This window comes from Cyanobium sp. Cruz-8D1 (assembly GCF_024345975.1).
Classification (GTDB): Bacteria; Cyanobacteriota; Cyanobacteriia; order PCC-6307; family Cyanobiaceae; genus Cyanobium.
Genome location: NZ_JAGQCD010000012.1, coordinates 47049 through 62116, shown reverse-complemented (window position 1 = coordinate 62116; position 15068 = coordinate 47049). Strand labels below are relative to the sequence as shown.

Below are 15068 nucleotides of genomic sequence, written 5' to 3'. Positions count from 1 at the left end.
GATCGCTGCCCCTCTGGCTCATGCCGGCAGAGTGGGGGGAAGGTTACCGCCACCCCGTGAGCGGCCGATGAAGGTGGTCGGCAGTGGGTAGAGGGTGAACACATTCGGTGACTGGAAGCCGAGAGAGTCCAGGAAGCCTTCCGCCAGGGCATCGGCGCCCGCCTTCACCGCTACTGGCGTGGTGGTCACGGGTCCGTAGGAGCCGCGCGCATAGACCAGGGATCCAAGGAACGGGAAGTTGCCGTAGCGACTGGTGTTGGTGAATGTGATGGAGCCGATGTTGCCTTTGATGGCAACAAAGCCGGTCAGGGTCACCGGTGAGGAGCTGATGGGCAGAGGCTGGGTGAGGAAATCAAGCAGCTGAGGCAGGGCTGACTGCACGATGGGGAGGATAGGGCCCGACTGCAGGGCAGTAGCTAGATTGCCGAAATTCGTGAGCTGCTGAATCCACGCCTGGGGGTTCGGAATAGGGAATCCATTGGCAGCAACTTCCACATTGCCGATGGAGGCACCGGCAAACAGGCTCAGCAGTGTGCCGCTGGCGTTGAGGCCACTGCTCTTCACTTCGATCCCTTTGATATCACCACGACCGCGCTTTTGAGCAAGCGTATTGGCCAGGAATCCCGCCACCCCATTGAGTGGGTCGCTGTTGGCGAGGAACGACGAGCCGACGACACCACTGCCGATCGTTCCAACTTTGATCTGGCCGATGCCGCCATAGGCAGCGAAGTAACTGGCGTTGATCCCTGATGCTTCCAGGGTCGCCTGATCATTTGGGGGAATCCGATTCGGTGGCAGCAGGAGGTTGGGCACAATCTCAGGGATCACCCTGCCGGCTTTGACGGTGATCGAGCCGATTCTGCCGGTCAGCTCGGTTTGATCGGCATCGAGGGCACTGGCCCTAAATTCGCTTCGATGTATGGCGCGTCCGCTGGCGCCCTGGTTGAACCCTGGTTCCTTCACCGACCTCTCTGCCTTATTGCCGATGACATCCACATCAATGCTGCCGATGCTGCCAGCCGCCCCAGCGATGAACTGGCTGGTTTCAATTCCATTGCCCACGCGCGATGAGTTGACGACCTTGATGCTGTTGATCGTCCCCCGGTTATTGAAGGCACCACTGCTTGGATTGTAGGTTGCTGTGCGAGCGGTGAAGCTGGATCCAGAGATGGCAGCACCCCCATCAAAATCTTCGACTTTCGCTTCAATTGCCTGGATTCTGGCGGCGATGAAATCTGAGCCCCGGATCGCAAGGGAATCCTGGATGTTCTCACCCAGGCTGACGGCCTTGATGCTTTTGATGGTGCCGATGTTGTCGAAATCACTGTCGGCTTCAAAATCTGAGCCGTTGATCGCCGCGCCCCCCTTGCTGCTCGCCGTAATCAAGCCGATGTCTTCTGATGCCTCAAAGGTGGAGGCGTTGATGCCGTGATCGATAGGTCTCAGTCCGCCAGCCTTGGCAGAGAGCCCCAGTTTGCCAATGCCGATCGCTCCATTGGCGGCGATGAAGGTGCTGCCATCAATGGCATTGCCGGCGTTGAGTGACTCCGCCACGATCTGCTGCAAACTTCCATAATTGGCCGTGAATTCGCTGTCGAAGATGGCGCTGTTGGCGAAGGCGCGGCTGTTGATCAGGCCGATGCCTCCCTTGACATCAAACTCGCTGGTGTCAATTCCCCTGCCATAAATGGAGAGCACATTGACGATGATGCTGTTTATGCCGTTGCGTTTGTAATAAGGATTCTTGACCTTGTCGGTGGGCTTGTCGGCGTAACTGATGAACTCTGCGGTTGTGTCGGCATAACCTTTAAACTCCGACAGCACAATGCCGCCCCCGAGTGGATTCGTCGGTCGGCCCCCTTTGCCACCCAGAACTTCTGCCGCGATGCTCCCGAAGACTCCGGCCCGAGCATCGAGTAGGCGTATCCCGTCCCCGGAGTTCGCGTTGCTGGTTCCCTTCAGGCCCTTGATTTCACCGGCGGCCTGAATGGTGCTGTCGTGAATGCCATGTCCGCCGGCGACCCCGCCGCGGCCAACCACGTTGCCGATGGAGCCAGCGTTGGCGTTGAAGCGGGAGGCCTCGATCCCCTGGCCTTTCATTTCTGAAAGGCCAGTCACATTACCGAGGTTGCGCTGGGCGACCACCGTGAGACCAGCCATTCCATGGCCATTGCCGATTCCGGTGATGCTCCTGATGTCGCCGACCTTGGCATGAATCACGGTATTGAGGATGCCTGTGCCTGTTCTCGCCAGTGAACGAATATCACCGATGATGGCACCGGCGAGAATCTGAACGTTCTGCAGCCCGTGGGCAGCTTCCACGGCTGGTTCAGCGGGCAGGCCAGGGCTCACGCTGGGCAGCTGGGTGGCTCCATGGGCTTCCACCGTGAAGCCCCTGATGCTGCTGGTTTGGCGAACCCCTTTGTCATCCACATACTGACCGCGTTCATCACCTGCCTGGAACAGAGATCCCTGGATCGCGACGCCTCTGGCGGCGCTGGCTGTGATCGTTCCCATTTTGGTGCCCGCCGAGTAGGTACCTCCGACGATGGTGCTGCTTCCCTTGACCGTGATACTTCCGACACTTCCCTTGGCGGCCAGGCTGACGTTTTGAAGCGAACCTTTTTCAACGTAGATGTTCCCGATGTTCCCGGTATTCCCACTATTCATTGCACCTGCACGTATCACGCCGCCCCAGTCGCCATTGTAGATTTTTAATCCTCCAATATTGCCTTTCTGGGCTACTACCTTGGTGCTGTTGAGAGTCTGGACCTGGGCGCTGATCAGACCGATGTTCTGCCCGGCTTCGATCAGCTTCGAATTGATGCCACCATTGAGTGCGGTGATAGAGCCAATGTTGATACCGGCACGAAAGTTGGCATCAATTCCCGCGGCTGAGCGAATGTTGCCAATACTACCTTTGTGCGAAATAAAGGTGCCATCCAGCTCGACAGGCTCCAGCTTCGGAATATCAGCATCAACTAGCTTCGGAACTTTGACATAGCGAAGGGCCTCGACCGTGCCGATATCTTTGTCGGCTTCAATAATGGCGGCTGCTGTAATGGTATTGGCTTTGATGTTGCCGATGCTGGATTTTGAAATCCACCGAGAGCTCAGCTGGCCGTTGACGCTGATATCGGCAATACCTTTCGCCTGGCTTGTATTTTCGACGACGCCTTTGTAGCCAGTGGGGATGAAGATGGTGTCTGTTTCGCTGGCCAGAATGCCCGAGATTCCACCCTTGGAAGAGATCTTGCCAATGGTTGGACCGCTTTGCTGATCTTTGTCGGGATCGCCGATGATCGGCCTAAAAGTGTAGGCCATGTTGAGATGGCCAGCAGAATTGATGAAGCCGCTGAAATTGCCCGGCAGTGTCAGGCTCAGGGCCTGCGAGGTGTCGGTTGTTGTGACCGTGCCGTCGATGCGACCCAGTACGACATTGCCGATCGACCCTGCCCGGACGGTGCCATCCAGGCGGCTGCGTCTGGCTTCAATGCTGCCTATCCGTCCGCTGACGTTGACCACTCCACGGATGTCGTTGGTGTTGCCGCTTTTGTCGTTGGGGTCACCGGTGGGGGCACTGATACTGCCATTGATAATCAGTCTGTCGATGCTCTTGGCAGTTACATTGCCGAGGTCGATGAGGCCAGTGGTTGGCCTGTAAGCGTTGCCACCTCCTCCGGCTGAGATGTTGGCATCATCATCAATAATGGCGAAGTCGACGATCTCACCATCGCCCGTGGTGTTGCCCGTGATCGTGTTGCCCGTGACCGTGGTGGTGATGCCACTAGAGCTACCCAGCGTGGTGGTATTCACTCGGTCTACAAGGGGTGTATAACCCGTATCCAGCTCGATGCTGCCGATGCTGTGACCGGAGAGATCGATGTTGTTGACTATCGCCGCTGTCAGCTCGATGTCGCCGATTGCACCGTTTCTCGCGCCCGTGAAGATGCGATCGAGGTTGGTGTAGCCGGGACTGTACATTCGGTTGTACAATCCGCTCACCTGCGCCAAGCCCGTTGTGCTGTTGGCGGATGTGATTGAGCCGGCGTTGATCGACTGCTGGATTGGGGTGACGGAGATCGACAAGCCCGAGTTAGCGTCTGTGCCCTTGAGTTCGAGGCTGAGGGCATCGGCGAGGTTGGTCAGGCCCCCGGCGAGGGCGAGTTTGAAAGATCCTTTACCCGTCAGCTTGATGTCCACCAAGTCACCTGTGCTGTCAAGGTAGAGAGCGCTGGTGACAAAGGTTCCCGGTTTGATGCCGGTGTTGACCTGCGGTGGCTTGCTGCCATCTTCTTTGGGATTAACAAAACTGGGTGCCAGGACAATTGAATTGGAAGCTGACTGATCATTCGAGCTGAAAACCTGTTCCACGGCATAACCGGCAAATGCGCCGGCGACCACTTCACCCAGAAACTTCAGACCTGCGAAGATCGCTGGTGCTGCCAGGGAGCCCTGCCAGTTCAGGCTTGCGAACGTGGCGCTGCGATCAAGGTCGATGTTCCCGCTGTTCACTTCTAGATCCCAGTTCCAGAGGCTCTGGCCTTCTGCGAAGCCGGTGGTGTCACTGGAAGCGGCCACATCCGCTCCGGTGACCTTCGCGATCCCCTGGATTAGCGTCGCGCCGATCTCACCCCGACCGACATCACAGCCATAGAGCAGTAGATCTCCTTCGGCGGATAGCAGCTCACCAAGACGAGCCAGTTCGCTGGCGTAGTGATCGAGACTTGCTCCGGTCAGGATATCCCGGCCGAGCTGCACCGCCCCTGCGGTGCCGTGGGAGAGAATGTGGATCGCTTTGAATCCGCCTGCCGGCGCCAGAGTTTCCAGATCATTGACTAGATCGTTCAGTCCCTGCTCGGCGCTGAGCTGACGAACGAGATGCTGCGCTTCCCTCAGCCCCTGGCCCAGACCCATCAAGCTTCCGCCTGCATCGTCCATGACGAAAAACACCTCACGCTGAGGCTCTGCTGGCAGGATTGCCGCTCTTCCCGAGCTCAAGAGGAACAACCCATGCTCCGCCTCCGAAGTCAATGGGTGGGATTCGGGCAGAAGTTGGCCTTCGAAGTGGTAAGACGACATCATGTGGGCGGCAGGAGAAACGAAAGCGTTATCGAACAGGTGATAACCACAGAAATTAATACTAGAGGCAAATGTGCCGTCAGGTAATCCAAAACCACTGATTCTAGTGAGCAGGGACTACAAACATCGTGTGTCTTTCTTAAGCTTCCGGGGCGGTGATCAGCCCCAGCTTCAGGCTCACCATCACCGGAGCCGTGCGATTGTTGAATCCAGGCTCGGTGAAGATAACCCTTAAAATGACAGCGGAGCATATCTTCGCTGCTCCTCGGCTGACGGGCGATCCGTCTGTCGGTCGGGCCCCCTCTGATGCCCAGGCCTGATTGAATGTTTGCGCCCAGCCGCGGCGCGCAGCGTGGCCGGTACCTCGTCATCGGGGCCGCCACAGCGGTGATCAACCCCATGGAAGTGGGCGTCAGGTGGTCTGATTTTTTCGGTAGAGTCAATCGTTAATCGATGAGGCGTGGTAACGCCTTTTTGGTGTCAACCACCTAGGCTGGCAAATTAACCGTCGCCAACCAGTGGGGGTGTTGCAAACCCCCCGTAGGAGGGCTCGGCATCTCAGGCTTTGTCTGCCTGAGATGCAAGCGTTAATCACGCCGCTGTCAGAGGTTCAGCCGTTGCCATGGTCGCTCCGAGCTGTCCCTATCCCTGAACGCATACAAAAGCAGAAACCATTGGGGGAAGCGCACCTGAGGTGGGTTCGCCCGCCTTGGGTTGAATCGGGCTGGCTTTGTCGTTCACAAGCCGGAAGCCCCAAAAAAATATTAAGAGTGGGTCGCATGAGACTAAGTTCTCGGGCTTTTCACTGGCTTGTTCCTGTCGTCCAGCCCTGGGCCTCCCCTGTCGTGTACAATAATTAACTGACTTCGGTCAGAAGGGCACGCGCCCCACCCAAGACAGTAGGTCGTCAGGGTCGTCGATTTCGGTCGCTCGTTCTCTCACGTAAGTCCTGCCGAGGTTCACGCGATTGGTTTTTGCCTGTGCTGGGGTCTCCGCCGGAGACCCTCAGATCGGAGCGGAGCGATGAGCGGCCTCGAAGCCTCCCTTCCGGGGGGGGTCGTCCGGGCCGCGTTCCCGGCTTGTTCCCCCGATCCGATCCACCTCCTATGGGCCGCACGCTGGAGAACAAGCAACAGATCGTCGAAGAGCTCAAAGGGCTCCTCGGTGAAGCCGAAATGGCGCTGGTCCTGGATTTCAAGGGCCTGACCATCAAGGAGATGACTGATCTGCGGACCCGTCTGCAGGCCAGCAACGGTGTGTGCAAGGTGACCAAAAACACCTTGATGCGCCGTGCCATTGATGGTGACAGCGCCTGGTCGGATCTCGATTCCCTGCTCACCGGCACCAATGCCTTCGTCCTGGTCAAGGGCGATGTCGGCAGTGCGGTGAAGGCCCTGCAGTCCTTCCAGAAGGACACCAAGAAGTCGGATGTGAAGGGAGGCCTTTTCGAAGGCAAGCTCCTTTCCCCCTCCGACATCCAGGCCATCGGGGATCTGCCCTCCAGGGAGGTGCTCATGGCCCAGATCGCCGGTGCGATCAATGGCCTGGCCACCAAGCTGGCTGTGGGCATCAACGAGGTTCCGTCCGGTCTCGCCAGGGCACTCAAGCAGCACGCCGAATCCGGCGAAGGTTGAGTTCGCCTACCGCGAACCCCTGGGCTCCACCGATCCTCCCGTTCTGTTGCTGATTCCCCCCCATGTCCGCTACAACCGACCAGATTCTCGAACAACTGAAAACCCTCTCCCTGCTTGAGGCTTCCGAGCTCGTCAAGCAGATCGAAGAGGCCTTCGGCGTGTCCGCCGCCGCTTCGGCTGGCGTCGTCATGGCCGCCGCCGCCCCCGTCGCCGAGGCCGTCGAGGAGCAGACCGAGTTCGACGTCATCCTCGATGGCTTCGATCCGGCCGCCAAGATCAAGGTGCTCAAGGCCGTCCGCGAGGCCACCGGCCTCGGTCTGGGCGAAGCCAAGGCGCTTGTCGAAGCCGCTCCCAAGGCCGTCAAGGAAGGCATCTCCAAGAACGATGCCGAAGCTCTCAAGAAGAGCATCGAAGACGTGGGTGGCAAGGTCTCCATCAAGTGACCGGCCGAAGCCGGTGCCTCCGGGCCCGGCGATGCCCCTTCGTCTACGGCCGGTCCTGTGGGGCCGGCTTTTTCATGGGCCGAGGTCTTGCGGGGGCCGTGCGGACTCCGTGTTCGGGAGGTCAGCCCATAAAAAAGAGCCCCGCCGAAGGCAGGGCTCTGGAGATGGAACGATTCCGGGAGTCTGTCCTCGTTTCGACCCTGGAAGAGCGTCCTTCACTCCTCACCAGGTCAGATTAAGCGAGGCGAAAGGCAGGTGCGGGGTGAACAGTCCGGTGATCCAACTGGCCCCCAGGCCCGGGAAACCAAACGGGATAACAGAGTGGGCTCAGAGCCCTCCTGGGTTGGCTTCGCTGTAAGGAATCACCTGGAGGGCGATCGCCCGACCGGAGCGGCCCGAGCCCAAGCTGTCGTCGCCCTGGCCCAGCATCGGCTCAGGATCGATTCCAGGGAGTTCAGCCCGGCCGGTGCCCAGGGGACGTTGGAAGGTCTGGCTGCCGCCGGCCCGGGCGATCAGTTGCTCCAAGGGGGCCGGGCTGGCGAAGTAGAGGTGCGTCAACGCCCTTTGCTCATAGGTGCGCCGTTGGAGATCCCAGCCTGGCTCGAGCTTGAGGGCCACGAAGCCGTCGCGGTCGCGCAGGGGCACCTCAGCCCTACCAACCACCAGAACGGCGGAATTCCTTGGGGAGACGGCCTGCAGCTCCAGGCGGGATCCCACCTGCTGCACCTGGAGGCGATAGCTGGTACCCAGGTCCTGGTCGGCGACCCGCAGCGAGTAGCCGTTGCTGTCGAGGTAGCGATTGCAGATGCCGGTGAAGTCGAACCGGTTCAGGGTCGGATCGACCAGGCCATCCGGGCGGGCCAGCCAGCAGGAGGGCTGGGCGGCCAGCTGTTCCAGCACCAGAAGGGTCCAGTCGTTGTCGCCGACCGGCCTGGCCAGCACTGAGAAGCGCTCGGCGTCCACGGTCGTGCTCTGGAAGAGACCGGCGGCCATGGCCAGTCTTGGCTGGACCATCGGCAGGCCTGCTCCTGCCAGGACCAGGCCCGCCAGGGCCAGGTAGGTTCGCTGCATGGAAACACCTTCAGGGCCCGGGCGTTTTCCGGGGGACAGGGGCTAATTCAAGCGATGCTGTCAAGGGAACTCCATGGGTGATCGTCCGGTGCTGGTATTGGCTGCCGCCTGCGACGGGGCCTGCAGTGGCAACCCCGGGCCGGGGGGCTGGGGGGCGCTGTTGCGCTTTGAGGACGGTTCCCGTCGGGAGTTGGGGGGGGCGGCCCCAGCCACCACCAACAACCGGATGGAGCTCACCGCTGCCCTGGCGGTGCTGGAGGCGCTGCGGGACCTGCCGCGTCATCCCGATCTGGTGCTGCGTACCGACAGCCGTTACCTGATCGATGGCTACGAGAAGTGGATGGCCGGCTGGAAGCGCAAGGGCTGGCGTACCGCGTCCGGTGGAGCCGTGCTCAACCGCGACCTCTGGGAACTGCTGGATGCCGCCAGGCTGCCGGGGCTGGCCCTGCGCCACGTGCGCGGCCACAGCGGTGATCCGGACAATGACCGCTGCGATGCCATCGCCGTCGCCTATTCCCGCGGCCAAGCTCCAGCCCTGGCCGTCGAAACCCAGCCCGCCGACACGCCGGAGGCGGGGGCTGAGGCCCTGGTTGAAAAGGTGGCCGGTGCCGATGCCGGAGACCGGGCCCCGAAGTCGCTGCAGGAGCTGCTCTCCCGCCTGGAGCTGGCCGATCGGTTGGCCGCGGGGGGCTACAGCCTGCGGGCCGTGGAGCTCGCCAGGCTGCTGGAGGTGCCGACGGCCGCCCTCGAGGGGAAAGGGGATCCCTGGCTCTGGCGCGACTGGCTTGTCAGGCCCCTGGGCAATGGGAGCTGGCGTCTGGAGCGTGGCGCGGGAGGATTGGCCAGGCCGCAGTAAGGAGACAGGAATGCCGCAGGAGCAATCGACCGGCGGCGGCCAGGTGGGAACCGGTGCCCTCTACGCCCGGTTCGTCGAGCCGCTGCTGCGTCGTGATGACGGCGCCGACGCCGAACAGCTGAGTCGTCTGACGCTGCTGGCCCTGGGCCAGGCGTCCCTGCGCCGCCACTGGCCCCTGGTGAGCGGCAGCCTGGCGGGGCTGGGGGCGGAGCTGCAGCGGCGGGATCCCCGCCTGGAGCAGACGCTGTTCGGCTGCCGCTTTGCCAATCCGGTGGGGCTGGCCGCGGGTTTCGACAAGAACGGTGTGGCGGCCGCGATCTGGCATCTGTTCGGATTCGGCTTCGCCGAGCTGGGCACCATCACCTGGCAGCCCCAACAGGGAAATCCCCGGCCGAGGTTGTTCCGGCTGGCCGAGGAACGGGCGGCGCTCAACCGCATGGGTTTCAACAACGACGGAGCCAGGGGCGTGCGCCGAACCCTGGAACGCCAGGACCTGCCCCCGCCGGGCCAGCGGCCCGCCGTGCTCGGCATCAATCTCGGAAAATCGAAGGCGGTGTCGCTGGAGATGGCCCCCGACGATTACGCGGCCAGCCTGGAGCTGCTGGCCCCCCTGGCCGACTACGCGGTGGTCAATGTCAGCTCACCCAACACCCCGGGGCTGCGGGACCTGCAGGAGGAGGCCCAGTTGCGGCGGCTGGTGGAGCGTCTGCGGCGGCTGCCGGCCTGTCCTCCCCTGCTGGTGAAGATCGCTCCCGATCTCGAAGATGATGCCATCGATACCATTGCGCGGTTGGCCTACGAAGAAGGCCTCGCCGGTGTGATCGCAGTGAATACTTCCGTCCACCGGCTCGGACTCGAAGGACGTCGCCTGGTGGCCACGGGTCAGACCCTCGCCGAGGAAGCCGGAGGACTGAGCGGCCGGCCCCTGCGGCGGCGGGCGGTGGAAGTGCTGCGCCGGTTGCGGGCGACCGCAGGTCCCGCTCTGCCGCTGATCGGTGTGGGCGGCATCGACTCGGCCGAGGCGGCCTGGGAGCGGATCAGTGCAGGAGCGTCCCTGATCCAGATCTATACCGGTTGGATCTACGAAGGCCCCGCACTTGTGCCTTCAATAGTGGAGGGATTGAGCCAGCAGCTCGATCGCCATGGATGCCGGACGCTTTCTGAAGTTGTTGGCTCGGGCCTGACTTGGCGCCCTTAAGTCGGTAGCTTTCGGTGGCATGGGATCGGTGCCCTGGTGTTTTCTGGCCTGATCGGGTTGAAAGATGATCTGGAAGATCGTCTACGTCCGATCCGTGCGCAGCTTTTCCCCCGTCAACTGCTGTTGGAGCTGCACGACGACGCCTTGAAGGGTCAGGTGCTGAGGGGAACGGGGCCGGAGCCGGTGAGCATCGATCTGCCGCTGCCTCCCCTCACCTGCCTGGATGGCCAGCCCCTGGAGAAGGAGCCCCTCGGTGATCTGATCGGCGATCTGCTGGTGCGCGACGGTCTGCTCGATGCCGTCGTCCTGGCCTCCCTGCCGGATGGAGCCGTGGAGTGGCGTGTCGTCGAGTGGCCCCGGGAGGCCGTCCCGGACGACCCCATCCAAGCCCTGCGGACGATCGACCCGACCCTGAGCTTCTCCGTGCCCCTCACCGAAGCGACCATCGACCTGCGGCCTTTGCCGGGCCCCACCCCCCGCATGCTGCTGGCCGTGGCGTCCAGAAAGCTGGTAGACGACTGGATCGAGGTGTTCAACCTGGCCGGAGCTCAGTTGGAGAGGCTGGCCCCGGCCCAGTCCTGCCGTTTGGCAGCGGTGAACGCGCTCCTGGAGCACGCCGCCGAGGACGTCCTGACCCTGCTGATCCATCCGCTGCCGGTGGGTGCCCGGCTGCTGCTTCTGCGCCGAGCCGAGCCGGTCTTCGATTGGCCCCTGCCCGAGGGGGAGGATCAGCTCGTACGGGAAGTGGCCCGCTGCGTGGCGTTCTATCGACGCCGCCATCCAGGCTTGCATCGGTTCCGGTTGCTGCTCAGCGCGCCGCTTGCCAGCCAGGACCATCTGCAGGACACGCTGGGGGTGCGCGCCGAACTGCTCAGCCCCCAGCCGTTCGGGTCCCTGGTTCTGCAGGGGCTGGCGATGGCGGAGCGCGACCGATGACGGCACCCCTTGACCTGCTGCGGGAGAGGCGCAAGGAACTCGGCCAGCAGAGCATGCTCACGGCCCTGCTGGATCGGCGGCCGCTGCTGCTGCGGGGTGCCCTGATCGGAGCGGCCGTGCTGGTGGCGGCCGTGGCCGGCACGTCCCTGGTGTTCCTCCGTTCCATGGTCGTCAAGGCTCAGACGGCCCAGCTCACCCGTTTCGAAGTCGAAGCCACCCAGATGCAGGCGGAGATGGCGGCCAGCAAGGCGAAGCTTGATCAACTCACGGCCACCACCCGCAGCCTGACCGAGAGCCTCACCACCCTGCGCACGTCCTCGGCGCTTCTGGCCGACCTGCAGCTGCGCATCCCTGAGGACATTCAGCTCCAGAGCGTGGAAGCCGAGGACAAGCGACTGGTGCTTAAGGGGCAGGCGCTGGACCCCCTGGCTTTTGCCCGCATCAATGCGCTGCAGCTTGAGCTGGCCCGCTCCCCGCTGATGGAGGCCAAGGGGGTGGCGCTCGTCAAGCTGGAGCGGGTCCCCGCGGCTGCCCCCGTCGCCGGCCAGACCGGGCCGGCGGCCCCAGCCGCGGTCCGCTTCGAACTCATCGCTCCCTTCGCCCCCCTGCCTCCCGCCCGTCAGTTGCTGGTCATGCGGCAGCTTGGATCGGAGGGCATGGTGCGCCGGCTCCAACTTCTCCAGGCGGAGGGCCTCATCCCATGACGAATCTTCAGCAAGGCTCCTCCAGGCTTCCCGTTGCCACCCTGCGCCTGATCTGGCTGATGCTGCCGGCGGCCGTGCTCGGCGGACTGGGCCTGCTGGTGGTCCTCGCCGCCCTGCTGCCCCTCTGGGCCACGCTCCAGCGGGACAGCCAGCGCCTCCAGGAGCTGGAGCAGCTGCGGGATCAGGTGACGCTGATGCGGGGGCAGCTGGTCGCCACCCAGGAGAACACCGAGACTGCCATGGCCAGCAAGGCCAAGATCGAGCGGCTGATCACGGGCAACGGCGACCTGTCGACCTTTCTGGCCATGCTCGACCGCCAGGCCGACGATTCGGGCGTTCAGCTGACCCTGTACGAGCCCACCCAAGCCGTGCCCGCGGCCGCGACCCCGCCCGCCGCTGGCGCCCCTGCCACCCCAGCCGCTCCACCAGCAGGAGCCGCTCCTCCGGCAGGGACAGCTCCCGCCGCAGGCGCCGCCCCGAGTGATCCCCTGGCTCTGCAGGGCCTCACCCAGCGCACACTGCTGGTGTCGGCGCAAGGGTCGTTCCCTTCGCTGCTGGCCTTTCTGCGCCGCCTGGAAGCCCTCAACGTGCTGGTGGTGCAGAGCGATCTCAGTCTCACCCTGCCCGATGACAAACCCTCCGACGGCAAATCTCTCCAACCGAGTCCCCAGGTGCTGATGAAGCTCACCCTGGGTCTCTACAGCCGATCTGCGGCTCCTGCTGCCGCGCCCCCCGCAGCGGCAGCCCCTGCACCAGCTCCTCCTGCCACTCCCAACTGACCATGCCGATGCAACGGGTTCTGTTCATTGGCCGTTTCGCACAGTCGCCGATACCATGCGACCGATTCGGAGAGCGGCGGAACGTGGCAAAACGTCGGTGGCGGCACGTTCTTTCGGCATCTTTTGGCTTCGTGGTTCTGCAGCAGGGGACAGGCTTGTCCGCCGTCGCTGCAGGCGTGATCCCCTCCCGTGCCGGGGAGGGATCCAGCGCACACCTGTCCGACATCGCCCAGGTCAGCGGCTCCCTCGACATCAAGCTGCGGCGCTTGCCTGATTCGGTGGAGGTGGTGATCGAAGGCACCGGCCCTTCGCCTGTGCTGCAACAAACCACCCAGGGAGCCATCTGGTTGGGCCGGCTGCAGACGGCCGTGCCGATGACGCTGCGCCGCGGCCCGGTGCAGCTCTCCCTGCCCGAGGCCGGGCTCCAGAGCATCAGCTTTGAGGGTTCGGGAAACCTCTTCGAACTGAGGGTTGCCCCCACCCGCGGGCTCCCGGTCGGCCGGCCGGTGGTCAGCGGCGATGGCCGCAGCCTGATCCTCACCTTCAACGCCCCAACGCTGAGCACCCTGCAGACCCTCAGCCCCAACGCCACCACCCCCGGCAGGGTTCCCCAGCCCGGCTTCATTCCCCCCCTGCAGCCGCGCGCCGTGGCGCCGCCGCTGGGGGACATGGCCGTGGGCACCATGACCATCAGCAACCCCAGCTATGTGAATGTCAGCGGGCCGCCGGTCACCATGACGCTCCGCAACGCCCCGGCCAAGGATGTGCTGATGGCCCTCAGTCAGCTGGGTGGCTACGGGTTCGTCTACGTCGATGAGTCCAGCGCTCCCGGCGCATCGGCCGCACCGGCTGCGGGGATGCGGCCCATCTCAATCTCGTTCCGCCGCGAGGGCTATGGCCGAGCGATCAACTCGGCCCTCCTGGCGGCAGGGCTTCAGGGCAAGCGCGACGGCAACACGATCTTTGCCGGCCCCAACGTGCTGGCCAAAAGCTTCGGCTCCCAGCTTTCCAAGGTGTACCGACTGAACCAGGTGCCGGCCAATTCCGCGGCCGACTACCTCGCCAACCTGGGAGCCCAGGTCACCAAGACCAACACGATTACCACCGCGGTCTCGGAGGGGGTCGCTGCCACGGCCGCTCCCGCCGGCAGCCCCACAGCCTCCACGACCACCGCCAGCACCACCACCACGGTGGAGTCTTTCGGGGCCAGCAACGGGCCCCTCATCGGCCTGCGGGCCACCACAGACACCAGGCTGGGCACGATCACCCTGGTGGGAGCACCAAGGCTGGTGGCCATCGCCGAGCAGTACCTGAAGCAACTGGATCTGCGCCAGCGCCAGGTGGCTCTCTCGGTGAAGATCCTGGATGTGAACCTCCAGAACGACACCGATCTCTACAACAGTTTCGCCTTCCGCTGGGGCAACAACTTCATCGTCAATGACAACGGCACCCTGGCGGCGAATTTCGGCGGTCTGGTAGGTGCCCGTAACGTTCAGGACACTCTTGAAAGGCCTCTGCTTCCTGGAGTTCCCTTCGGCACTCAAAATACGGCCGGTGTGCCAGGCACCGGTTTTACTGGCCGGGCCAATCCAGGTCTCCAGTATCCGAACAACAATTTCTTCGACTTCTTCCAGGCCCGCATCCTGGCCGATAACTCCAAGGTGCTGGCCAGCCCGACGCTGATCCTCCAGGAGGATCCTTCCATCCTCAGGGATGATTCCGCCGCAGCGGCCGGCGGGGGCGGGACCACCGGATCCAGCATTTTCTCCTCCTCCTTCGACAACATCGATGCTCCGATCGGACGCAAGCGCGGCAACGAGGGTGTGGTGCGGGTAGGTGTCAACGTCCCCACCAACGTCAAAGCGGACGTAGCCGCCACCACCGGTGTCACCTCCTGCACCATCAGCGAGCTCTCGACCGCCGGCCTGGTGCTCGGCGCCCGAGTGCAGAAGATCGACGACAACGGCTTCATCACCTTCTCCCTCTCCCCCAGCATCTCCGCGGTGGAAAGGGAAGTCACCGCCGGCACCCAGTGTCCGCCCATCAGCATCCTGAGGGTCCGCCGGCTGGATACGGGCGTGGTGCGCGTGCGCGATGGCCAGACCCTGATTCTCACCGGCGTGATCTCCGATTTCGACCGGGCTCTGGTATCGAAATGGCCGATTCTCGGGGATATTCCCATCATCGGGCAGTTCTTTCGCGCCTCGTCCAACAACCGCGAGAAACGGGAGCTGGTGATCATGGTGACGCCGCGGATCATCAATGACAACGAGGGAGGCACCTACGGCTATGGCTATCAACCCTCGACGCCGGCCACGCGTGCTTTCCTCGGAGGCTCGCCTCAGCCCACGCCCTGATCGAGCTG

At 63.2% G+C, this 15068-nt stretch carries 10 protein-coding genes; 8 read left to right on the top strand and 2 right to left on the bottom strand.

The window, feature by feature from the left end; genetic code table 11:
• Positions 1-18: 18 nt before the first annotated feature.
• Positions 19-5082, bottom strand: coding sequence for a DUF4347 domain-containing protein (locus KBZ33_RS09470; RefSeq protein WP_254952639.1), 5064 nt, complete (start codon positions 5080-5082; stop codon positions 19-21).
• A 1106-nt stretch (positions 5083-6188) separates the two neighbouring features.
• Here KBZ33_RS09470 and rplJ point away from each other — a divergent pair.
• Both rplJ and rplL read left to right on the top strand, forming a co-directional pair.
• A complete protein-coding gene (rplJ, locus tag KBZ33_RS09465) occupies positions 6189-6716 on the top strand; it encodes a 50S ribosomal protein L10 (RefSeq protein ID WP_254952640.1) in 528 nt (175 codons plus the stop codon).
• Between the two features lie 62 nt (positions 6717-6778).
• Positions 6779-7159: a 50S ribosomal protein L7/L12 gene (rplL, locus tag KBZ33_RS09460; protein ID WP_254952642.1), complete on the top strand. Its 381-nt coding sequence runs from the start codon at positions 6779-6781 to the stop codon at positions 7157-7159.
• Between the two features lie 327 nt (positions 7160-7486).
• Here rplL and KBZ33_RS09455 read toward each other — a convergent pair whose 3' ends face one another.
• Positions 7487-8230: a DUF3747 domain-containing protein gene (locus tag KBZ33_RS09455; RefSeq protein ID WP_254952643.1), complete on the bottom strand. Its 744-nt coding sequence runs from the start codon at positions 8228-8230 to the stop codon at positions 7487-7489.
• Positions 8231-8303: 73 nt separating this feature from the next.
• On the opposite strand from KBZ33_RS09455, the gene KBZ33_RS09450 reads away from it, so the two are divergent.
• From KBZ33_RS09450 to KBZ33_RS09425, 6 genes are all read left to right on the top strand, one after another.
• Positions 8304-9086, top strand: coding sequence for a ribonuclease H (locus KBZ33_RS09450; protein WP_254952644.1), 783 nt, complete (start codon positions 8304-8306; stop codon positions 9084-9086).
• 10 nt (positions 9087-9096) lie between these two features.
• Positions 9097-10284: a quinone-dependent dihydroorotate dehydrogenase gene (locus KBZ33_RS09445; RefSeq protein ID WP_254952645.1), complete on the top strand. Its 1188-nt coding sequence runs from the start codon at positions 9097-9099 to the stop codon at positions 10282-10284.
• Positions 10285-10407: 123 nt separating this feature from the next.
• Entirely contained in the window at positions 10408-11220 is an 813-nt protein-coding gene (locus KBZ33_RS09440) for a hypothetical protein (protein WP_254952647.1), read from the top strand.
• The gene (locus tag KBZ33_RS09435; protein ID WP_254952648.1) at positions 11217-11924 is read left to right on the top strand and encodes a PilN domain-containing protein; all 708 of its coding nucleotides are present in this window, start codon (positions 11217-11219) and stop codon (positions 11922-11924) included. Before KBZ33_RS09440 ends, KBZ33_RS09435 begins: the two co-directional genes overlap by 4 nt.
• Positions 11921-12703: a hypothetical protein gene (locus KBZ33_RS09430; RefSeq protein WP_254952649.1), complete on the top strand. Its 783-nt coding sequence runs from the start codon at positions 11921-11923 to the stop codon at positions 12701-12703. Before KBZ33_RS09435 ends, KBZ33_RS09430 begins: the two co-directional genes overlap by 4 nt.
• Before the next feature lie 155 nt (positions 12704-12858).
• On the top strand, positions 12859-15060 hold the full coding sequence (locus KBZ33_RS09425; protein ID WP_255011668.1) for a type II secretion system protein GspD: 2202 nt from the start codon (positions 12859-12861) through the stop codon (positions 15058-15060).
• Positions 15061-15068: the final 8 nt, after the last annotated feature.